We start from the raw sequence: 21,252 nt of genomic DNA, 5'->3' as shown, positions 1-21,252 counted from the left end.
CAATCAGTAATTTAAGGCAGAGTAAGATTCTTTGCAAACTGAAATAAGCATTTTTAGCGAAGCAAAAGTTCAACTTTTTTTTATATCTGCCAAACCTCAACCATATAAAAAAACACATAAATCTCTATAGAAAAGGAACATGTCACTATTTCCTAATGTTCAACGCCACAAAGGGTACCGGTTAAAAGGAGCCACGAATTTTTTATTAAATTGCAACACCAAAGAAATTAGCAAAAAACGGATATCAGATTTAAGAAAATCACAGGGTTGGTTTGATGAAAGAAAATAACTATTCGTTATCGCCAGAATCTAAATACATATTTCCAATTAAAAAGCGCCAAATAAGTTGTGAAAGATATATTAATCGAGCATTTGAAGAAGACCCCGTCCTTTTACCTGTTGTTCTCAGGAGGATTTGACAGTTGTTCAATCCTGGGATGTGCAATTGAAGCGGGACTGGATGTCAGGCCTGTTTGGATAGACAATGGGTTCAACAGAGTCACTGAGAGAGATATTAGGGAACAAGCTGCCAATATGGGTTGCCAAAACCTGGAAATCATACCCATGACACCGGAACCGAAGATTATGAGCAACCCGGTTGATCGCTGCTATCATTGCAAGGGGCAGCTCATTGCCCCCGTTATTTCAGGAAAGAATGAGCCCGTATTTGATGGCACCAATGCTTCCGATTCAGAAAACTATCGTCCCGGTGTAAAAGCATTGCGGCAAGGTGGAGTCAGATCACCATTGGCCGAAATCAACATCACTAAAGAGCAGGCCAGAACCATGGCTCTCACGATGGGATCTGACCCTGTGATCGCCAACATGGAAGGCTGCCTGGCTACCCGTTTCAATTACAATCTAAACATTACCACTGAACGCCTCAATACCATTCGTGAAATTGAGCAGACCATTTTAAAGGCTACCGGCGATTACCATCTGCGTTGCCGCATGGATGATGAAGACCATCTAAGAATTGAATGCCGGGAAAAGGCCACTTTCTTAAAACTCATTGATCCCGAATTCAGAACACAAATTGTGGAAAAGGGGAAACAAATCGCGACCTTCGTCACTTTGGATCTGGAAGGCGCCAGAAAAAACGCATTTGACAAAAAACTTGGATTATGACTTTTGACGAACTTTATGATCAAATAGCTTCCGGGAAAATGGACCGGGATGCAGCCCGACAGCATTTTTCCCTGGAATGGATGGAAACAGCCCGTAATTACATAGCTGATGTAAATCGCGGTGCACGCATCAACATACCGGAAATCATCTATGGAGAATATAAAACCGCTGATCAAACTATGGAAATGGCAGAAGCATTTCTGTCAAAACATTCCCAGGTTTTAATCTCCCGAAGTTCCTGTCACAAAGAAATCATCAATCATTTCAGCGGACAATATAAAATTGAAGAAACCCCTAATTTGTTAGCAATAGGTGAAAGGCCTCCAGAACGAGGAAACGTTTTGGTGATAAGTGCCGGTGCTGCGGATCATCCTGTTACTGCTGAATGTGCCCTTGCACTCAAAGCACTTGGAGTAAAGCCTCATGTATTTGAAGATCGGGGTATCGCTCATCCTACACGTGTATTGGATGCGGTGATTGAAGGCATGAAACAAAATGTTTCGGCAGTAGTGGTGGTGGCAGGTATGGAAGGGGCCTTGGCGCCTTTTGTATCTTCACTTGTGCCTCTTCCAGTGATTGGTGTGCCCACATCGGTAGGTTATGGTTTTAGAGCCAAAGAAGCTGCCCTTACCTCAATGCTGGCATCCTGTGCCCCTAACCTTACAGTTGTAAATATCGACGGGGGCATTCGAGCTGCCGTTGTTTCAGGTCTAATTGCAAAAAACCAATAAAAATGGAATTATATATTAATCCCGGAGGAGGAATAGCCGGAGATATGTTTGCTGCAGCCCTTATTGATGCAGGAGCTGATGCAGATAAGGTAACCAAAGCGATGCAGAGTGCCGCAGAAAAATTGGGCAGAGCCACTGTGAGACACCTCAAAACTGCTGACAATTGCTCCAGACTGTTTATCGAGGTGGAACACCATCACGGACACCTTTCTTCATCCAGAGCCATGCATCTTCTTGAGCACCTTTTCGAAGATTTTAAAATTGAAAAGAAATACAGGGAGTTTGGTGTGAACATGCTTAATCACCTCATCAAAGCTGAAAAGGAAGCACATGAAACCTATGATTTCGACATGGATGACCATCATCATCATGATCATCATCACCATACAGGAGGTGAGGGACACCACCATCATCATAAGGAAGATGTTCCTGAGGCCTGGCTACATGAAGCACAGGACATTCTAATCGATGTTATAGGAGCGGTAATGGGACTTCAGGATTTATCAGCCCCAACCACAGCAAAACTAACCAGTCCGGTAAGCTGGGGCGGCGGTTCGATCAGTTTTTCTCACGGAACACTGAAAGTTCCGGCACCTGCAACTGCAGTAATGATAAAAAACAATCATCTTCCCGCTCAAGCCGGCCCCATAGAAACAGAGCTTTTCACACCAACAGGCGCTGCTGTTTTAAGTGCCCTTTCGGTCAAGGAAACAGAACAACCACCCTCCGACAGAAATCCACTTGCCGAAGGGTGCTCACGAGGAACAAAAGATCTTCCTGTCGAACCACTTAAGGTTTTGCTTTTTGATTAAAACAGAAACGTTTTAAACATAGACATTCCCAATCTTAATCAGTTTGGGAATGTTTAATAATTTGATCTTACGTCCATGAAGTTCAATTAATTTATCTGATTTGAACTCGGATAACAGACGAATTACCGATTCTGTCGCTGTTCCCACCATATTGGCCAATTCCTCACGGGTAAGGGAAATTTTGAGAGTATGGTCTTCGTCAAGATCAAAAGTGTCCATCAGAAGCAACAAAACCTCAGCCAGTCTCTCACGCACCGTCTTCTGTGCAATATCGGTCAAAAATTTATTGGATTCACCCAGTTCCCGGCATGTTAACCGCATCAGGGACATGGCAAATTCGGAGTTCCCCTTAATAAAACTGGTAATTATATCTCCGGGCAGGTAGCAAAGAACAGCATCCTGAATCACCTTGGCAGTGGTACAAGCCAATTCATCGCTAACGATCGAACGGAAACCAATTAAATCTCCTCCCTTGGCAAATCGGATTATCTGTTCTTTTCCATCAAAACCGGTCTTGTAGATTTTTAAAACGCCACTCGTTACAATATAAGAACCATTAATACGACTTCCTTCATTGTAAACGATGGAACCTCTTTTGTGGCTGTTGCAAACCAAACTTTGGCTCAAAGATTCCAGCTCGGCATCGGTCAGGCCCTTGAAAATATTAAATGTCTTTAAATCAAGATTTTCGGGGCTGACTATTTCCTGGGATTTTCTCATAATACATATTTAAGATATGCAACAATGCAAACTGACATCTGTCATAAATATTTAATACAAATATAAAAAGAAAGATTATATTTGCACTACGACTCTATTGATATATATATGTAAATGTTTAAACATTACAAACAGCCATTTGTTACATCATTACCAATCACTTGAGTTAGTATTTGACCATTACTAATATACTAAACAAATAAAACCGAACCTGACTAATTGATATTTTTTCATGAAGGAACCTTTATTTTTCATAAATTATGGGATATAAAGGATGGTGTTTGAAATTCATCCTGTTCACGGAAAGAGAAAATGCTTTTTACAGAAATAATCAATTAGTCGGATAAAAAAAGATAAACCATGAAAACATCATTAGACCTAAATTGGACTGGAAACATGTCGTTCGAAACTGAAATGAACGGACATAAAGTAACATTGGATGCTGACCCGTCAGTGGGCGGGGATAACAAGGGGGTTCGACCTAAACCTCTAATGCTCTTATCTCTGGCCGGATGCACCGGCATGGACGTAGTTTCAATCCTCAAAAAAATGAGAGTTGAGGTGGAAGATTTTAATGTCACTGTTGAAGCCAACATGACAGAGGAGCATCCAAAGCACTATGATAAGATGCATATCATCTATTCGTTTAAAGGAAAAGATCTTCCAAAGGATAAAATTGAAAAGGCAGTAAATCTTTCAGAAGAAAAGTATTGCGGCGTATCAGCTGTTTACAAAAAAGCCATGGAGATAACTACTGAAATCAAGATTGAAGATTGAAAGGATTATAAACCAAAAAAACCCGGTTCTTCAACCGGGTTTTTTTAGTCGCAAAACATAATTCTCTACAATCAACTCGCTTTTAAGCGCCCCATATTAGCTCTTTCAATACGGTCCACAGCAAAATCCAGCTTAATGGTAAGCTTTTTATCCTTCTTTGATGGTGTATGGAACATATGATCGATCATAATGGTTTCACAGATTGACCTCAGACCACGGGCCCCAAGTTTAAACTCAACAGCTTTATCGACAATATAATCGAGCACCTCATCGTCAAATTCCAACTCAATCCCATCAATTTCAAAAAGCTTTTTATACTGTCGGATGATGGAATTCTTGGGCTCAACAAGAATGCGCCGCAGGATGTCTCTGTCTAGTGGATCCAGATAGGTAAGAACCGGCAATCGACCAATGATCTCAGGAATCAATCCAAATGACTTAAGATCCTGAGGGGCGATGTACTGAAGCAAATTGCTTTCATCAATATTCTCCTTATCCCGGCTGGCAGAATAGCCTACAACCTTTGTATTGAGGCGTTGGGCAATCTTACGGTCAATGCCATCAAAAGCACCACCACAGATAAACAAAATGTTTTTGGTATCCACGGCAATCATTTTCTGATCGGGATGTTTACGCCCTCCCTGGGGAGGAACATTGACCACTGATCCTTCCAGCAGTTTCAGCAAGCCCTGCTGAACCCCTTCCCCGGAAACATCACGGGTAATGGAAGGATTATCGCTTTTACGGGCAATTTTATCAATCTCATCGATAAAAACAATGCCTTTTTCAGCAGCCTGAGTATTGTAATCAGCAGCCTGAAGCAAACGGCTCAAAATACTTTCTATATCCTCACCAACATAGCCGGCCTCAGTCAAGACTGTGGCATCCACAATGGTGAAAGGCACATGGAGCATTTTGGCAATGGTCCGGGCCAAGAGGGTTTTTCCTGTTCCGGTCTCCCCTACTAAAATGATATTGGATTTTTCAATCTCAATTTCGTCCCCGTCATCTTTCTGCAACAGTCGCTTGTAGTGATTGTAAACCGCCACGGAAAGATATTTCTTGGCTTCGTCCTGACCAATTACATATTGATCAAGAAAAGCGTTTATCTCTGCAGGTTTCAACAATCTCAGGTCACCCACATCAAAGGAACTTTTCTTCTTAACCTCTTCCTCCAATATTGAATGTGCCTGTTCGATACAACTGTCACAGATATGACCGGAAATCCCGGCTACCAGTAAATTTGTATCCTTCCTGCTTCTTCCGCAAAATGAGCATTTATCCATAAAAATCGGTCTCTTCTAATAAAACATCCTTAACTTCCGGATGTTGATTTCATTTTATTTTTTAGTTCGCGCAAGCACTTCATCAATCATTCCGTATTTCAAAGCTTCTTCGGAGGTCATCCAGTAATCACGATCAGAATCTTTTTCAACCTTCTTCACTGTATTTCCTGAATGCTGGGCAATAATTTCGTACAATTCTTTCTTCAACTTAAGAATCTCACGTGCCGTAATTTCAATATCGGAAGCCTGTCCCTGTGCACCTCCCATTGGCTGGTGAATCATTACTCTGGAGTGCCTGAGGGCAGAACGCTTACCTTTGGTACCTGCCGTCAAAAGCACAGCCCCCATAGATGCAGCCATTCCTGTACAGATCGTTTGAATATCTGATGAAATAAATTGCATCGTATCGTAAATACCAAGACCGGAATGAACAGATCCACCGGGTGTATTAAAATAAATGCTGATATCTTTGGTAGAGTCAACAGAGTCGAGATACAACAACTGGGCCTGAATAATATTAGCTACGTAGTCATCAATAGGCACCCCTAAAAAGATAATCCGATCCATCATAAGACGTGAAAAAACGTCCATACTGGCCACATTTAGCTGACGCTCTTCGATAATAGTAGGGGATATATAGCTACTTGTAACGGCAGTGTATTTATCAAGCACCAAACTGTTAATGCCCATATGTTTGGTTGCATATTTCTGAAAATCTTTTGGATCAATCATATTTAAAATTTTGAGTTTACAACATGCTAAATTAGAAATAATTTAAATGTTATGGACGTGATTGACTTATAAATTATCTATTGGAATGTTCAAATACCCTAATGATAACCTGTAAATAATTCTAAAAGAATCCATCGTCCAAAAACATTTTAACCTGAAAACATAACCATCCGGAAAACTAAATGTTTTCGGCAATGGACATATTCTCAGGTTAAAAGTATATGTTTGCGCCGCAAAAGGACCCCAGAGGATCCTGGTGCAGCGTAAAGATCTAATTATTTCTTCTTATTGTCCTCAAACAACTTATTAAACTCATCGCGAGACACTTCTTTCGTTTCAACCTTAACTGCCTCTTTTACAAAATCCATTACCTTGTCGTTAATGGCACCTTCGGCCATACTTCGCTGTTGATCTTCGTTCTTCAACATATCTGCAGCATAGCTTTCAAGATGCTCATCAGGCACATTGTTCAAACCATATTGCATGAACTGCATACGTGCAGATTTCTTCGCAAAATCCATCACATCCTGCTGCTCAATTTTCAATTCGTTATCCGTGATCAACTGGTTGCGGATAATCTGCCATTTAAGGTCTTCAAGGAAACGAGGCATTTCGTTTTCAATTTGCTCGTCGGTAAAGTCTTGCTCTTCCTTATTCTGATTGGTAGCCTTGATCCAACGCTTCAGGAATGCTTCAGGAAGTTTTATGTCCACTTTACCCATCAGCTTTTCTTTAGCGTCGATAGAGAACTTATATTCTGATTCCATTTTCAGAGCATTCTCCAAATCTTCTTTTACCTGAGCGGTGAATTCTTCCTCATTGGTTACACTCCCGGGAGGGAAGATTTTATCAAACAGGTCCTGATTCAACTCAGGATCAACATATTCATTAATTTCCTTAACGGTAAATTTGAATTGACCGTCAATCTGGGCTGCATCTTCCTTGGAAATTTTAAGAAGATAAGAGATTTCAGTCTCATTAGGGAATGCTTTCTTTGGCTCGATGACAATTTCATCTCCCACCTTTGCACCTATAACCTTCTTCTTTTCGTCCTCATCCTTAATGATAGTAGCCGACATTACAGCATCTTCAGCCTTAATACCATCTTCTATCTCCTCACCATTCTGATCGAGTTGAACAAAGTCACCTTTCAGCATGCATTTTTCATTGGCTTCCTCGCGCGGCTCTGTAGTTCCAAAGCGGCTGGTAACATTTTTCTTCTGACCTTCAAGCATGTCATCAGAAACCTGAATGTCGTAATAGGGAAGCTTCTCACGCTTGGTTAATTTAACCTCCACTTCTGGCGACAAGCCAAGATCGAATGAAAATTTAAACTGCTCATCCTGATCGAAGTCGATGGTTTGCTGCTTCTCAGAAGGAAGTGGCTCTCCAAGAATGTCCAGCTTATTTTCGCTGATGTATTGCGACAAATTCTCTGAAACAAGCTTGTTGATCTCATCTACCAACACGGCCTTACCATACATTTTCTTCACAAGGCTTGCAGGCACTTTACCAGGTCTAAATCCGGGCATATTAACTTTCTTCCGGTAGTCTTTTAAGACTTTTTCTACCCGGGGTTCATAGTCATCCTTCTCAATGGAGATATGCACAACGGCATTCAAATCGTCAATTTGTTCTTTCTCAATGTTCATGTGAAAACAGTTTTCTTTTAAAGCCACATGGCAAACACAGAAGTCACTTATTTCATTTCAGAAGAGAGTCTCTATGTCAGCCCCATGTGCAAAATACTTTACTAATAAGGCCGTATTGTCTTAGTTTGCTTTTTGTGAATCAGCAATCTGGTTTAGACAAAAACGAGTGCAAAGATAATGAAGCATTTACAAGTTGCCAAACATTGTTTCAATGCATTGTACTTTTTTAATAGTTTGTATTAAATATGGCCACTTTACTCCATCAAAAAAACCGCCTCGCAGCGACAAGAAGTCGATCAAGACGGTTTGTTTTTTATTTGTGCGGACGGAGGGACGTTAACCCCTAAAATTTGACCATTTTACCAACACCCCATAAACAGGCACGGAACCCCTGCTTTTAAAGGCTTGCAAAGATTTTTGCATCAAAAAAGTAATTGAATAAGATTTAAAGAAATTGCAATAAATTGACGTTTGGTTGACTAACGGTTGACTAAAATTAATAACTTTGGTGTGTTCAATGAAAAGAAAAATGTTCAATTAAAAGAGGAAAAAAGGCATGGCAACTGTTAAATTTTTACTCCAAAAAAAAGGGGAAAAAGCCCCTATTTATTTAAGATTTTCCGTAAACCGAAAAAACGTTTTTAAACGTAAAACAGGTTTTTTTGTCAATTCCGACCGATGGAGCACAAAAACAAACCTACCGACATCACAAAACACCCCAGAAAACAAAAGGCTAAAAATAACCCTGGAAAAACTGGCAACCTATATAAACGAACAGTACAACCATGACTACGCAGACGGCAAAACCATAGACGGAGCATGGTTGCAACAAAAAATAAATGCTTTCAATGGTCAATCTAATGAAGATCTACACAGGTTAACCAACTACATACAGCACTATATAGAAACCTCCGACATAAGGCAAAACGCAAAAGGGGGTATAGGATTAAGCCGAAGCCGGAAAAATGATTTTAAAGCCCTTTTAAGGATAGTAAAAGAATTTGAGGGTAAAGCCCCGACAAAAATAAAAAACGTAAACATAGCCTACAGAAATAAGTTTTTGCGTTGGTTGCTGGATACAAAACACTATTCCAAAGGGTACGCCGGGCGAATTATTTCCAACTTAAAAACAGTTTGCACCGATGCGGAACTAAACGAAATTCCAACCCATGCCCAACTGAAAAAGGTTTCAGGTTTTAAAGTAAAAAACGAAACTGTTATCTATCTGACCCCGGAAGAACTTAAACAGATTGAAGAAACATATATTACAGCCCCTTATCTGGCTAATGCTAAAAAATGGCTTTTGTTTGGGTGCAATATAGGCCAAAGGGGAGGCGATTTACTGGACATTACAGAACACAACTTTGTAACCCGGAACGGATACCGATATATAGAACTGACCCAAAAAAAGACGGGCAAATCCGTTGCAATCCCAGTATCAAAAAGAACAAAAGAGATATTAAAAAACGGTTTACCCTATAAAATAAGCCTCCAAAAATTCAATGACTACATAAAGGAGGTTTGCAGACTGGCCGGAATTGACGCACCAACCACAGGCCAACTAATAGACCCCGAAACAAAACGGTATAAGGTTGGCGAATATCCAAAATACAAGCTTGTTTCATCCCATATTTGCCGGAGGTCTTTTGCATCCAATAATTTTGGCAACGACATACCCACATCCATTTTAATGCGAATTACGGGCCACAGTAGCGAAAAAATGTTCTATTCCTATATCGGGAAAACATCTTTTGACTTTGCCCAACAAATGGCCGAATACCTTTTAAAACAGGAAAAAGAAGAGGAACAACGGGCACAAATGACCATTTTACCCGGCAAAGCTTCAAACCAATAAGACCATGAAAAGCAAGGATAAACAAATAACAGAACTACGGGAAAAAATAAATGCATTGAAGGCGATCATAAACCAAAAAGACCAAATAATCCAGGAGCAGGAAAGCTTAACCAGTGACCTAAAGCAATACAATGACAAACTTTGGTCAATGTTAACAGGTACACCAAGCCCAAATAAAGAAACCCCTTTAAAAGTTGTTCACTCTAAACACTAAAGCAAAATGAAAAACACAATAACAATACAAGATACTGATATTACAGAAATTGCGCCTTATTTAGATGACCTGAAAAAAATTTACCCAACCTATTTAAAAGATTTCCAAACCAAATATGAAGCCACAGAAAAGGTCTTTATAGATCACTTAGAAAATACTTATGAACAAATCCAAAACACACCTTTTTTATTAAAAGGTATTGCATCAAAATTGGTGACTAAAGAAAACACTCTTTACCACAATGTAAAAGGAGAAAAACAACCCCATTATGACTGGGAAATGAAAGCAATTTTGCAAGAGAATAAAGAACAAGAACTCAAAATTCATTTTAGTGCAATAATCGACCACCTACAAGAACGAAAAAAGCAATTAGAAAAAGAACGAAACAAAGCAGACCAACCCACAGAGCTAACAGGAAACCAACAAGACGAAAAAGAAAAACCCAAAGAACCGCCCTTTTATGTAAAAATCGGGGCCTTATTCGCTCAAGGCTGTATTAAAAAATCCAAATCATATTTTTATCTGACAGAAAATAATACAGACACGGGAACGGAAAAAGAAACCATGTTTACCACAGTAAGCGATCTTGCAAGGGCCGTTCAAAGCATGCTGGGAACTAAAAAACAAGTAAGGCAATACATAAACCACACACTAAACCACCAGGGAACAAAGAACTTTTATGATTCAAAACGAATGATGGAAAAAATAAATTTGTATTGCGAGGAAAACGGAATTAAAACAACACCGGAATTTAAAGAGCGATTCGACAAAATTACATACTAAACAATAGAATGAACCAAAGCTGAACCGTTCACCGTTTTAGTGCGGATTAGTTCAGATGAGTTTTGCATTAAACATTAAAAAAATAATGAGATGCAAAACTTTGAATTTATCCAAATCACACCTGAACAGCTTAAAGAGCAAATCAGGGAACAACTTCAAGAACAATTCCAGGCGCAAACCGAAAAGCTAAAAAAACAGCTACAAGCGCCAACACCCCCGGAATATTTAACCCGGCACGAAACCGCCAAGCTTTTAAAGGTTGATTTGTCCACCGTTCACAACTGGACAAAAAAGGGCATCCTGAAACGTTACGGCATCGGGAACCGGGTTTACTACAAGTTTTCAGAGATAGAAAAAGCAATCCAGGAATTTTAAAAAGGGGGTTGCTATGGATACAAAAGAAAAAGTTTCGGAAAAGGGGCAAACACAAAAGCACTACAAAAACAAGGAAAAACAGGCCCTGAAAAAGCTTAGACAACTTCACCGGGAAAAGAACCCCGGGAAAAGGATACCCACCTACGAAACCAACACCGCCAACGGCCTAACGAAGTGCATAATTGACTACCTAAACATGAAAGGCCAACAGGCCGAAAGGGTGCAATGTATCGGGGCCCCAATTCCACAGGGGAACGGGCTATACAAATTCGGAAAAACCACAATGCACCGGGGGACGGCAGACATAAGCGCAACCATAAAGGGCCGATCTGTAAAGATTGAAATAAAAGCCAACGGGGACAAAATGAGCAGCTACCAATGGCAATATAAAAAAGATATTGAGCAGGCCGGGGGCCTTTACTTTATTGCGCATGACTTCGTTGGTTTTCTTTATTGGATTCATCAAAATTTTAAGGAGGGGAAAAAATGAATAACACTTCAGAAATAAAGCGGAAAAGCTTCATTATCCATTTTGATAGCTGGGAGGTAGTCAGCGAATTACTTAACACGGAGCAAAAAGGCGAATTGATAGAAGCAATGTATTTGTTTAATGCCACCGGAGCAATACCAGATTTTCAAGATGGACAACTAAAAATGGCATTCAGAATGTTTGAAAAACAATTCATCCGGGATATGGAAAAATACGAAAAGAAAGTCCAGGCCAACCGGGCAAACGGGCAAAGGGGAGGAAAACCACCCGAAATAAACCCAAACCTTGATTTAAGTTTCCTTCCGGGGCCGTTGGTTTATTCATTCAAGAAGTATTTAAAAGCTATTGAAGGCACAGAAAACGAAGTTTTCGACCAATATCAACTAATAGACCTTTTTCAGGAAGTAAACGAGGAAAGCGGAAATGACCAGGAAAGGGCTAAAACTTACCTGGCCAAAATAACAAAAGAGCACGCCCCAAATATCTAACCGACCTAACCCAAACGGATACAAACAAAGCTAAAGGAAACGAACAAACCCTATAATGATAATGATAGTGATAGTGATAGTGAAAATGAAAGAGACAGGGAAAGGGGTTTGGGGAAAGGGAGGTAAAAAAACACCCTCTTAGTTTTAAGCTTTTACCCTTAAACACCCAAAAGAGAAAAGAAAAAAAGTTCCGCGAAAAAAAGAAAAGAGAAACGGGACTATTAATAAACCACAAAAGCAGGTACAAATGAACATTTTTAAAAACTCAAAAAAGCAGGCACAAATGAAAGCATCGAAAACAACCACAGCCCCGACAGAATTAACCGACCAACAAAAAGCGGAAGTATTGGCAATATTTGACCGTATGGCATACGTTAAAATTTATTCAACCTTAAACGATCATGCGGAGGGGCACAAAGGAACCAGAGACGTAACGCAATTAAATGTTTTAAATTACTACAACAACATTGCAGAAAAACAAAAAGCCGGAACCCCTTTTCAGGATGCAATAAAATACCTGATGCAAGACGGGTTTTTAAGCATCCCACCAAAAGAAAGTAAACAACAACCAGGAACAGGGTTTAATATTGTTTCGGGAAAGGCAAATAATAAGGTTTACCGATTCAGTAAAACATTTTTTGACAGATACCGGGCGTCTATCCAATTAACACCGGAAAGGAAAACAGCCGTTTGCAGGGCATTAATGGAGGGGCTACTTATCTTTTCCCCTTGTATATTAATGGCCCGGCTTGATTACTTACACGCAATCAAAAAAGGCCTCACAAAATTAAATTACCAAATACCACCAAACCCCGAAAAGCTTCTTTACTACTTAATGGATGCGGGTTTGCTTTTGGTTGGAAATGAAGTTGGGGGAAAAGATTCGTTTATCCACATTAAGCAATCCACAGGCATTAAAGAATACGATCACAGCATAGCACCATCAGAAGGCTTTTTAAGGCGATACGCAAAAGGAACAGTCTGGTATAAACCAATACATGAAAAAGATTATACCAAGGAAATGGATGAAGCATATTACAAAGGGACAGCCAAAGCAGCATTAAAACAAATGAAAAGATCCAACCCGGCACAATTACCGGAATAAATAAACACCCTGGCCCAAATCAATTACTATTTTTATTAATCCTAAAGTTTTAACAAATGAACAGCGACACATTAACAACCAAACAAGCCTACACCCTGGCATCACGTTTGGCAAATGACCAACGGTTTAGCGGAGTAACGCCCACAGATAGCGTTTTCGACTATCTTAGCGAGTGCATGAAGTACGACGGCACGTTATACTCAAACTACCGGGCCAACGTTTTAAAGTATGTTTTCCCGGATGCACCCGGAGCCGTCAGCCGATCAATGGAGGTTGTGGCATCTATTGAAAGAAAAGTTTAAGAAAAAAGCCAAATGATTACCTGGTAAACACTTTCCATAAATTCAGAATAAAAAAAAAGGCGCCCTGACTTTTCAGAGTGCCTTTTTGTTTGTTCAATGAAATGCAGGCAACTGCATTGCCTTACAAAGATAAAAGCAAATACCACAACAAACAAGGCACACCACCAAACCCACAGGAATAAACAAAAGAAACAACCAGACCAACCACCAAAGGAACCGACCAAAACGAAAAAAGAAAACCACAAGCCCAGGGGGGCCACTTTCAGATAAAACCCCAACCAAATCCAAACCACACACCACCCTCTTTTTCACAAAATATCAAATTTGCCCTTAGTGGGGGGTAAAGAAAAAAAACATTATTCCAACAGCTTCAAGGCATTAAGAAAAATAATTTTTCCAAAACCGTTGTCTAAATGTTGACTAAAACGGAAATAAAAAAGGCCTTTTCGCTTGTAAACCAAGTAAAAAGACCTTTAAGGTTGTGCGGACGGAGGGACTCGAACCCACACGCCTCTCGGCACTAGATCCTAAATCTAGCGCGGCTACCAATTACGCCACGTCCGCCTCATTTTTGCGATTGCAAATTACGGGAATATTTTACCAATATCCAAAAAAAAATCTCAAATAATTCCTTCCCCATTTTCACCAGACCGTTTCTGCCAACCATATACCACTGAAAATAAACATTCAGGAATGCCGGGCATGCTCAAAATTTCTTCTGCGAAGTTCAAAGTCATCCCCAAGATACACTCTTCTTACATCAGGATCCTCAGCGAGTTCTTCTGCTGTTCCGGCCTTCAGGATATTCCCTTCAAACAACAAGTAAGCCCTGTCAGTAATAGACAAAGTTTCATGAACATTATGGTCGGTAATCAAAATACCAATGTTTTTAAATTTCAGACGGGCTACAATCTCCTGAATATCACGCACGGCAATTGGGTCAACTCCTGCAAATGGTTCATCCAGCAAAATAAAACTGGGGTTAATAGCCAATGCCCGGGCAATCTCAGTTCTGCGTCGTTCACCTCCCGACAACTGAATCCCCAAACTTTTACGAATGTGTCCTAACCCAAATTCATGGATCAATTCTTCAAGACGCTCCTTCTGGTAATCCTTTGAAAAGCTTGTCATTTCCAGAACAGCCTTAATATTGTCTTCTACGCTAAGCTTTCTGAAAACACTTGCCTCTTGTGCCAGGTATCCAATCCCTTTTTGTGCCCTTTTGTATACCGGTTCGTTGGTAATTTTCTCCTGATTAAGATAAATCTCACCATCATTTGGGGTAATGAGACCTACAATCATGTAAAAAGTGGTGGTCTTTCCGGCACCATTTGGTCCTAAAAGGCCCACAATTTCGCCCTGACTCACTTCCACCGACACACCCTTTACAACAGTCCGGTTACGATAGCGTTTCACCAAAGTATCGGTATGCAATCTCATCTTCTGGTTTTCCATAATATCTGATTACGACACTTCATTAAAGAGTGTCCAGTTCTTTTGATTTTCTTCGCTCAACTCCTCTTGCTATTAAAATACCGGCTTCATACAGCAAAATCAAAGGCAGACAAACCAACACCTGGCTGATAACATCCGGAGGAGTAATAACTGCTGCAACTGCTAAAGTAACAACAATGGAATGCCTCCTGTATTTTTTAAGCGTATCGGCTGTCACCAGTCCGACTTTACTCATAAAGTAAATAAACATTGGCAACTCAAACAATATACCGCTTGCCAATATAATAGAAGAAACCGTACCTATGTATGATCCCAGGTTCACGATATTATCCACTTTTTCACTTACCTGATAATTGCCAAGAAAATGAACCGACAAAGGGCTGATAATATAGTAAGCAAAAAGAATACCAACAGTAAAAAGAATAGAAGCAAAAAAGATGGCACCTCTACTGTGCTGTATTTCCTCTTTATAAAGAGCAGGTTTTATAAAACGCCAGAATTCCCAAAAAATTAAAGGAAAAGCTGCAATAACTCCTGCCAGAAAGGAAATCCAAAGATGGGTGGTAAACTGGCCGGTCATGTTTATATTCTGCAACATCAACTGCTCTTGGTTGATGCAAAGTGCGGGCATATGCAATTTCTGAGATAAATCGCAAAGAAATTGATTGGTATAAAAATCGGGATTACTGGGACCTAAAAGAATAACATCAAAAACAATGCTTTTAAAAATAAAGGCCAACACAGCAAAAGCGAATATATATAAAAAGGAACGCACCAAATGCCAACGGAGCTCTTCCAAATGCTCAAGAAATGACATTTCTGTCTGGTTCTTATCACCCATTACAATGCTTTAATTGTTGAAAAATAATTGCCCCCAAAATAAATCGTTTTACAACCTAATCCTTAACAATTAGCGGCAAAACGATCTTATTAATCTAAATGCGAAGATAAAAACACTTTCGAAATAATTTGTTTTTAGCCTTCCCTTTTTATATCTTCAATAAAGCAACCTTAAATTGTTTAAAGCCTCATCCCAATAGCTTGGACGACATTAAAACAAACAAAATTTCAAGAGGTTAAACCTCCTTCCCCATTCCCGGGATTTGCATTTAGTGCATCTGTCATTTAACGTAGATCCGACCCATAAAAAAACAAAATAGTGCCTGTGTTTCATTTTAATATACTAAATTTGTTTGCTTTTGAGGGTCATGAAAGGAAAGTGAAATAACAAGCTGATTTTGTGTAGGATACAGAGAAATAGTTAGAATTTGTTATGACTAAGCAAGTTGACCTTAGCGGTTATTTGAAAAAACATTTTGGTTTCGATACTTTCAAAGGAAACCAGGAAGCCATTATCCAAAACGTTCTGGACGGGAATGATTCATTTGTTCTGATGCCTACAGGAGGAGGTAAATCCCTCTGTTACCAGTTGCCCGCCCTCATTCTCAACGGAACTGCAATCATTATATCCCCATTGATTGCCCTTATGAAAAACCAGGTGGATGCCATGCGCAATTTCAGCGAGGACGATGGCATTGCCCATTTCTTAAACTCGTCCCTGTCGAAATCTGCCATTCAGCAGGTGAAGGATGATGTTGTATCCGGAAAAACAAGGTTGCTTTACGTAGCCCCGGAGTCGCTGACAAAAGAAGAGAATATTGAATTCCTGAAACAGGTTCCGATCTCCTTTTATGCTGTTGATGAAGCCCACTGCATCTCGGAGTGGGGACACGATTTCCGGCCCGAGTACCGAAGAATTCGCCCTATTATCAGCGAGATAGGCACGGCACCTTTAATTGCTCTTACCGCCACAGCAACTCCAAAAGTTCAGCATGACATCCAGAAGAATCTCGGGATGCTCAACGCACATGTATTCAAATCTTCGTTTAACCGGACCAATCTGTTTTACGAAATACGTCCCAAGGTCAATGCTACCCGGGAAATCATTAAGATGCTGAAGGAAAATACCGGCAAATCAGCAATCATCTACTGTCTAAGCCGCAAAAAGGTAGAAGAACTGGCCGAAAACCTAGTGGTTAATGGCATCAAAGCGTTGCCCTATCATGCCGGAATGGATGCAGCTACCAGAACAGGCAACCAGGATAAGTTCCTGATGGAAGAAATTGATGTTGTAGTGGCCACTATCGCCTTCGGAATGGGTATTGATAAGCCGGATGTCAGATTTGTTATTCACTATGATATTCCCAAAAGTCTGGAAGGCTATTACCAGGAGACAGGCCGGGCTGGCCGGGACGGAGGAGAAGGGCGTTGTGTAGCTTTTTACAGCTACAAAGACATCCAAAAACTGGAAAAATTCATGCAAGGTAAACCTCTTGCAGAACAGGAGATTGGCAAACAACTGCTTCTTGAAACCGTGGCATACGCTGAAACTTCGCTATGCAGGAGAAAAATGTTGCTGCACTACTTCGGGGAAAAATACACCCCAGAGAACTGTAGCACTTGTGACAACTGTATTAATCCCAAAGAGCAATTTGAAGGAAAGAACCACATTATAAAAATGCTCAAAGTTGTTAATGAGTTAAAAGAACGATTCAAAACCGAGCATGTGATTCAGGTGATGGTTGGGAAAGTTACCAGTGTTATTAAATCCTATCAGCATCATGAATTGCCTATATTTGGTTGTGGAAGTGATGAAGATGAAAAATTCTGGCATGCTGTTACCCGCCAATCCCTTGTAGCAGGCCTTTTATCCAAAGACATTGAAAGTTACGGACTGTTGAAGGTTACTGAAAAAGGTCAGGAATATATCCAGAAGCCATACAGCATTATGCTTACCCGGGATCATGACTATGACGTAATGGAGCAAGAGACCAGAACAGCCGGTGGTACAGCCGCGCTTGACACAGGTCTTTTCTCAATGCTCAAGGATTTGCGCAAGAAAATATCCAAAAAGAAAGAGCTTCCACCATTTGTTATATTTCAGGACCCTTCGTTGGAAGCCATGGCTACCTATTATCCTGTTTCGCAAGAAGAATTACAGAACATGCCGGGAGTTGGTGCCGGAAAAGCCAGGCGATTTGGAAAAGACTTTGTGAACCTGATAAAAAGGCATGTTGAAGAAAATGAGATAGAGCGGCCTATGGACATGGTTGTCAAATCGGTCGCCAACAAGAGCAAGTCCAAAGTGTCGATCATACAAAACATTGACAGACAAGTCTCCCTGGACGACATCGCTGGTTCAAAAGGAATTGAACTACTTGAATTGCTTCAGGAAATCGAATCCATTGTTTACTCCGGAACTCGTGTTAACATTGACTATTATATCGATCAGGTGATGGACGAAGAACACAGAGACGACATTTTCTACTATTTCAAAGAAGATGCGGAAACCGATGATATTGGTGCCGCTCTTGAAGAACTGGGAGAAGATGAATACTCTGAAGAAGACGTAAGAATGGTTCGTATCAAATTTATTTCAGAGGTGGGGAACTAGAATTTCACCCTCATCTGAAAGGTCAATTGGGTCTTTTTGTCAGCATCTATCAACTGATTGCCGGACCCTATAGTTTCGCGATCGCTGTATTGCCAGCGGGCCGCCCGCAACCATAGGTGAAGGTTATTAAGTAATCTGTAGTTGACCAACAAAAGATAGCGGGCCCCTTTTCCGGAATAGGCAGGAACCGAAAACATGTATAAAACATGTGGTTCGTAAGCATACAACCGGGCCAGATAATCTGAAGCAGAAAAGAGAGCAAACCTCCCGGTAATACTCAGTTTGTTATTTTTCCACTTAATATCTTGTGACAACATCTTACCATTCTCATTTTGTTCATCAGATTTTACAAAGTGCCATTGCCCCTGGGTTGTAAATTGCCATCCATCACCTATTAATTGCCTGTACTGAAGCTTCAACTGGTCATAAACAACCTTTACAACCTTGTTTTCATTCATATCTTCTGCATGATTTAATGGTTTTTCACGGTGACGGACTTTAATGCGAAGTATTGCTTCATTGCGAAATTCTTTTTCTAAATTTCCCAACCAGTCAAATCCTGATGAAGGGGCATCAACTCTGAATTTCAACCACTCAAAACGGTAATAATCAAAATAAGATGACAGTACCCATCTATCAGGCAACTCCCATTTAAATCCGGTATACCAGCCCCTTTCACCTGAAAAAGAAGAACTTTGAGTCATTGGCCCGGCAAGCGGAGCCTGATAGCTCTTAGGTATATACCGATGAGCCATCGCCAGAGCAAAACCCGGTGCGGCGCCCCACAACACTCCGTTTGAAAAGGCAATTTCAGAATATCCACTCATGGCAACCTCCCCAAAAAACAGCAGATTATTCTTGCTGAGCAAATAAGAGACCCAACTATTAGAAGCCTTATCTCCACTAAAATAAAACTGATTGTATGGCTTTTGATCCGGCACCAAAGGACGGTTTAACCGATACGACAAATGCCCGGCATCAATCTGCAACCATTTTCCCGACCATTGGGTTTTTAAGCCAAGAGCGGTCTCCTCAGTATTATGTCGTTGCTCTATTTCTGTTAAAGACCGATGCATCCCATCTTCTCTGAGACTTGTTAAAATACTGTCGTTTTTAATTCTGCCATCACGTTTTTTTAATGAAAAGAAAGGAGTCACCTCAAAATCACCAAAAGCAAAAGAAGCGTAGCCACCCCGAAATCCTGAAGCCTCAGAAGCCGAAAGAGAAGGCCGGAAAGATGCTTTTCTATTACGGATATTTGTAACCATAGTGCTTTTACGCAAAGGCATCCCAGATTGAAGTACCAAACCTTGTCCGGCGCTGGCAGTGTATTGTCCAACGCCAACTTCACTAAGCCAATTACCGGAATTTTCGTAATGCAAATACCCTGTCATCAAATCCAGACCATGAATCCGGTCGGAAAACATTGGCTCTCCAGGATCTTTTTCAGCAATCGTACCTCCTGAAAAACCATGGTTTGTATTCATCTCTGTGCGACTGTAAACTTTAAACCGATCACCCATATAAGCACGGCCACCTTCCTGGTTTTGTATAAATCCTGCAGTCCTTTCAACCTGAAACTCACTCCTAAAGAAAGCGTCTCCCCAAACCCTCAATGGCCTATACTTATTATCTCCTTTCCCAAAAACCAAAAGAGGCTCCAACATTTTTAAAGTCTCCAATGGAAGCCCTTCAACAGCCTGAAGTTCATATATAGAGAGAAATTGCCCATTTACATATCGTTTGTACAATATGTTTTCCACCTGCAAATCCGTAAGAAAGAAAATACGCTCCAATTCCTCCCGGCCCGCTGTATTAATATTTATCGGATTACGGGCGATAGCCAACAAGTCTTCAATAAGAAATGTCAAATCTTCACTATCAAACTCCTCGGCATAAGCAGTCGCTACATCAGAAGCCCAATCTTGCAATTGGTCGTTAATCTGAGCAACACAAGCGGAGCCAAAGCCCAGAAGCATCAGAAAAGAAAGGGCTGTTTGGCACAAGAATTTATTCAATTTTCACCTCCTCCCTTAAAATCAAGCGCATATGCAATACCGGCAGTGGTGCTTAGGCCCAGACGATCGTGATAATTGGCTGAAAAGTTTATTTCTACTCTTTTCCAGCTCAAGGTTGACCCAACTGCCAGGCGTACCGGTCTGGCCGAAATCCCCCCTCTAACACTGGCCTTTTGATGAACCATGGCAGACAATCCGAAAGAATAAAATTGACGTGCCAAATCTTCACGATGATTTAAATCTGCAGTCAGGAAGAATGACGATGATAATCGAAAGGTGCAAGCAACAGCCAGAGAAGAAGGCAATACATATTCATTGTAGTCATCGAGAATGGCAGTTCGGCCGGGGTTTTGGGCAAAAAGTGCAATCGTGACATTCTCTGAAGCATTGTAATTTACTCCGGCATCAATCACAAAGGCACTTTCAGCTTTCGTTCCATAGATATGCCTGAGCAAATATTCAAAACGAATTCCCATCCGGAGCATTGGAGAGATAGAACGTGCAGCAGAACACGAGAAGGTCTGAATTTCATACAAATCATCTCCATACTGAATATACGACAATGCCGGGGTTAACATATGGGTTGGAACCACGAAAAACGCAGATCTTGCACTTAAAGCAGAAATGCCAAAAGCGTTGTGATAGCCGATTCCTCCTGACATTCGGCTTACAGAAGACAAGCCTGCGGGATTGGAAAACAGCGACCACTCAGTAGTATCGCTGGCACCTGACAGTCCCATGGCGGTAGTAACAGGAGAGGGATAATCATAGTTTTGAGCTTCTGTAACTGAAAATAACAAAACAGAAAGCCATGTAAACAACAGCCTGGTTTTCATTTTGGATCAGAGTTAGATTTTGCAATAATATAATGCAAG

The 21,252-nt window shown here is 40.6% G+C and carries 21 protein-coding genes and 1 tRNA gene; 13 read left to right on the top strand and 9 right to left on the bottom strand.

Annotation, left to right across the window (positions count from 1 at the left end; genetic code table 11):
* Positions 1-348: 348 nt before the first annotated feature.
* The 3 genes from DDZ16_RS00530 to larC are packed head-to-tail and all read left to right on the top strand — an operon-like array spanning position 349 to position 2,671.
* Entirely contained in the window at positions 349-1,128 is a 780-nt protein-coding gene (locus tag DDZ16_RS00530) for an adenine nucleotide alpha-hydrolase family protein (protein ID WP_109262463.1), read from the top strand.
* The gene (larB, locus tag DDZ16_RS00525) at positions 1,125-1,859 is read left to right on the top strand and encodes a nickel pincer cofactor biosynthesis protein LarB (RefSeq protein WP_109262462.1); all 735 of its coding nucleotides are present in this window, start codon (positions 1,125-1,127) and stop codon (positions 1,857-1,859) included. The genes DDZ16_RS00530 and larB overlap by 4 nt, the downstream gene beginning before the upstream one ends.
* 2 nt (positions 1,860-1,861) lie before the next feature.
* On the top strand, positions 1,862-2,671 hold the full coding sequence (gene larC / locus DDZ16_RS00520) for a nickel insertion protein (protein WP_109262461.1): 810 nt from the start codon (positions 1,862-1,864) through the stop codon (positions 2,669-2,671).
* Between the two features lie 12 nt (positions 2,672-2,683).
* Here larC and DDZ16_RS00515 read toward each other — a convergent pair whose 3' ends face one another.
* Positions 2,684-3,391: a Crp/Fnr family transcriptional regulator gene (locus DDZ16_RS00515; RefSeq protein ID WP_109262460.1), complete on the bottom strand. Its 708-nt coding sequence runs from the start codon at positions 3,389-3,391 to the stop codon at positions 2,684-2,686.
* A 360-nt stretch (positions 3,392-3,751) separates the two neighbouring features.
* Here DDZ16_RS00515 and DDZ16_RS00510 point away from each other — a divergent pair, with 360 nt between their 5' ends.
* Positions 3,752-4,168 carry an OsmC family protein gene (locus tag DDZ16_RS00510; protein ID WP_109262459.1) on the top strand — a complete coding sequence of 139 codons (417 nt, stop codon included), beginning with the start codon at positions 3,752-3,754 and terminating at the stop codon, positions 4,166-4,168.
* Between the two features lie 71 nt (positions 4,169-4,239).
* Here DDZ16_RS00510 and clpX read toward each other — a convergent pair whose 3' ends face one another.
* The 3 genes from clpX to tig form a co-directional block, all read right to left on the bottom strand.
* Entirely contained in the window at positions 4,240-5,454 is a 1,215-nt protein-coding gene (clpX, locus tag DDZ16_RS00505) for an ATP-dependent Clp protease ATP-binding subunit ClpX (protein WP_109262458.1), read from the bottom strand.
* 54 nt (positions 5,455-5,508) lie between these two features.
* Positions 5,509-6,186, bottom strand: a complete 678-nt coding sequence (gene clpP / locus DDZ16_RS00500; protein ID WP_109262457.1) for an ATP-dependent Clp endopeptidase proteolytic subunit ClpP — start codon at positions 6,184-6,186, stop codon at positions 5,509-5,511.
* A gap of 275 nt (positions 6,187-6,461) precedes the next feature.
* Positions 6,462-7,838, bottom strand: a complete 1,377-nt coding sequence (gene tig / locus DDZ16_RS00495) for a trigger factor (RefSeq protein WP_109262456.1) — start codon at positions 7,836-7,838, stop codon at positions 6,462-6,464.
* Between the two features lie 556 nt (positions 7,839-8,394).
* On the opposite strand from tig, the gene DDZ16_RS00490 reads away from it, so the two are divergent.
* From DDZ16_RS00490 to DDZ16_RS00455, 8 genes are all read left to right on the top strand, one after another.
* A complete protein-coding gene (locus DDZ16_RS00490) occupies positions 8,395-9,693 on the top strand; it encodes a tyrosine-type recombinase/integrase (RefSeq protein ID WP_109262455.1) in 1,299 nt (432 codons plus the stop codon).
* Between the two features lie 4 nt (positions 9,694-9,697).
* Positions 9,698-9,907, top strand: a complete 210-nt coding sequence (locus DDZ16_RS00485; protein WP_109262454.1) for a hypothetical protein — start codon at positions 9,698-9,700, stop codon at positions 9,905-9,907.
* Between the two features lie 6 nt (positions 9,908-9,913).
* A complete protein-coding gene (locus DDZ16_RS00480; RefSeq protein WP_109262453.1) occupies positions 9,914-10,690 on the top strand; it encodes a hypothetical protein in 777 nt (258 codons plus the stop codon).
* Between the two features lie 90 nt (positions 10,691-10,780).
* Positions 10,781-11,065: a helix-turn-helix domain-containing protein gene (locus DDZ16_RS00475; protein WP_109262452.1), complete on the top strand. Its 285-nt coding sequence runs from the start codon at positions 10,781-10,783 to the stop codon at positions 11,063-11,065.
* A 13-nt stretch (positions 11,066-11,078) separates the two neighbouring features.
* The gene (locus DDZ16_RS00470) at positions 11,079-11,555 is read left to right on the top strand and encodes a hypothetical protein (RefSeq protein WP_109262451.1); all 477 of its coding nucleotides are present in this window, start codon (positions 11,079-11,081) and stop codon (positions 11,553-11,555) included.
* Positions 11,552-12,043 carry a DUF6291 domain-containing protein gene (locus DDZ16_RS00465; protein WP_109262450.1) on the top strand — a complete coding sequence of 164 codons (492 nt, stop codon included), beginning with the start codon at positions 11,552-11,554 and terminating at the stop codon, positions 12,041-12,043. The genes DDZ16_RS00470 and DDZ16_RS00465 overlap by 4 nt, the downstream gene beginning before the upstream one ends.
* Before the next feature lie 283 nt (positions 12,044-12,326).
* Positions 12,327-13,148 (top strand): hypothetical protein, encoded by an 822-nt coding sequence (locus DDZ16_RS00460; protein WP_146192184.1) that lies wholly within the window; start codon positions 12,327-12,329, stop codon positions 13,146-13,148.
* Between the two features lie 56 nt (positions 13,149-13,204).
* A complete protein-coding gene (locus DDZ16_RS00455) occupies positions 13,205-13,450 on the top strand; it encodes a hypothetical protein (protein ID WP_109262448.1) in 246 nt (81 codons plus the stop codon).
* 482 nt (positions 13,451-13,932) lie between these two features.
* On the opposite strand, the gene DDZ16_RS00445 is transcribed toward DDZ16_RS00455, so the two are convergent.
* The 3 genes from DDZ16_RS00445 to tatC form a co-directional block, all read right to left on the bottom strand.
* Positions 13,933-14,014: transfer RNA gene (locus DDZ16_RS00445), tRNA-Leu, on the bottom strand.
* Between the two features lie 123 nt (positions 14,015-14,137).
* Complete coding sequence (gene lptB / locus DDZ16_RS00440; protein ID WP_109262446.1) at positions 14,138-14,905, bottom strand: LPS export ABC transporter ATP-binding protein; 768 nt, start codon at positions 14,903-14,905, stop codon at positions 14,138-14,140.
* Positions 14,906-14,927: 22 nt separating this feature from the next.
* The gene (gene tatC, locus DDZ16_RS00435) at positions 14,928-15,746 is read right to left on the bottom strand and encodes a twin-arginine translocase subunit TatC (protein WP_109262445.1); all 819 of its coding nucleotides are present in this window, start codon (positions 15,744-15,746) and stop codon (positions 14,928-14,930) included.
* Between the two features lie 432 nt (positions 15,747-16,178).
* Here tatC and recQ point away from each other — a divergent pair, with 432 nt between their 5' ends.
* Complete coding sequence (recQ, locus tag DDZ16_RS00430; protein ID WP_109262444.1) at positions 16,179-18,359, top strand: DNA helicase RecQ; 2,181 nt, start codon at positions 16,179-16,181, stop codon at positions 18,357-18,359.
* On the opposite strand, the gene DDZ16_RS00425 is transcribed toward recQ, so the two are convergent.
* Entirely contained in the window at positions 18,356-20,377 is a 2,022-nt protein-coding gene (locus tag DDZ16_RS00425; protein WP_232526515.1) for a helix-hairpin-helix domain-containing protein, read from the bottom strand. The two genes, recQ and DDZ16_RS00425, sit on opposite strands and share 4 nt — an antisense overlap.
* Entirely contained in the window at positions 20,374-21,213 is an 840-nt protein-coding gene (locus DDZ16_RS00420; protein WP_109262443.1) for a PorV/PorQ family protein, read from the bottom strand. Before DDZ16_RS00420 ends, DDZ16_RS00425 begins: the two co-directional genes overlap by 4 nt.
* Positions 21,214-21,252: the final 39 nt, after the last annotated feature.

The sequence above is a fragment of the Marinilabilia rubra genome, assembly GCF_003121985.1.
Classification (GTDB): Bacteria; Bacteroidota; Bacteroidia; order Bacteroidales; family Marinilabiliaceae; genus Marinilabilia; species Marinilabilia rubra.
The sequence above is the reverse complement of the archived record's forward strand: the minus strand, read 5'-3'. Positions and strand labels throughout refer to the sequence as shown.

Coding starts and splice junctions, on each gene's coding strand:
- larB (WP_109262462.1), top strand. CDS start 1,125: ATGACTTTTGACGAACTTTATGATCAAATAGCTTCCGGGAAAATGGAC.
- larC (WP_109262461.1), top strand. CDS start 1,862: ATGGAATTATATATTAATCCCGGAGGAGGAATAGCCGGAGATATGTTT.
- DDZ16_RS00515 (WP_109262460.1), bottom strand. CDS start 3,391: ATGAGAAAATCCCAGGAAATAGTCAGCCCCGAAAATCTTGATTTAAAG.
- DDZ16_RS00510 (WP_109262459.1), top strand. CDS start 3,752: ATGAAAACATCATTAGACCTAAATTGGACTGGAAACATGTCGTTCGAA.
- clpX (WP_109262458.1), bottom strand. CDS start 5,454: ATGGATAAATGCTCATTTTGCGGAAGAAGCAGGAAGGATACAAATTTA.
- clpP (WP_109262457.1), bottom strand. CDS start 6,186: ATGATTGATCCAAAAGATTTTCAGAAATATGCAACCAAACATATGGGC.
- tig (WP_109262456.1), bottom strand. CDS start 7,838: ATGAACATTGAGAAAGAACAAATTGACGATTTGAATGCCGTTGTGCAT.
- DDZ16_RS00490 (WP_109262455.1), top strand. CDS start 8,395: ATGGCAACTGTTAAATTTTTACTCCAAAAAAAAGGGGAAAAAGCCCCT.
- DDZ16_RS00485 (WP_109262454.1), top strand. CDS start 9,698: ATGAAAAGCAAGGATAAACAAATAACAGAACTACGGGAAAAAATAAAT.
- DDZ16_RS00480 (WP_109262453.1), top strand. CDS start 9,914: ATGAAAAACACAATAACAATACAAGATACTGATATTACAGAAATTGCG.
- DDZ16_RS00475 (WP_109262452.1), top strand. CDS start 10,781: ATGCAAAACTTTGAATTTATCCAAATCACACCTGAACAGCTTAAAGAG.
- DDZ16_RS00470 (WP_109262451.1), top strand. CDS start 11,079: ATGGATACAAAAGAAAAAGTTTCGGAAAAGGGGCAAACACAAAAGCAC.
- DDZ16_RS00465 (WP_109262450.1), top strand. CDS start 11,552: ATGAATAACACTTCAGAAATAAAGCGGAAAAGCTTCATTATCCATTTT.
- DDZ16_RS00460 (WP_146192184.1), top strand. CDS start 12,327: ATGAAAGCATCGAAAACAACCACAGCCCCGACAGAATTAACCGACCAA.
- DDZ16_RS00455 (WP_109262448.1), top strand. CDS start 13,205: ATGAACAGCGACACATTAACAACCAAACAAGCCTACACCCTGGCATCA.
- lptB (WP_109262446.1), bottom strand. CDS start 14,905: ATGGAAAACCAGAAGATGAGATTGCATACCGATACTTTGGTGAAACGC.
- tatC (WP_109262445.1), bottom strand. CDS start 15,746: ATGGGTGATAAGAACCAGACAGAAATGTCATTTCTTGAGCATTTGGAA.
- recQ (WP_109262444.1), top strand. CDS start 16,179: ATGACTAAGCAAGTTGACCTTAGCGGTTATTTGAAAAAACATTTTGGT.
- DDZ16_RS00420 (WP_109262443.1), bottom strand. CDS start 21,213: ATGAAAACCAGGCTGTTGTTTACATGGCTTTCTGTTTTGTTATTTTCA.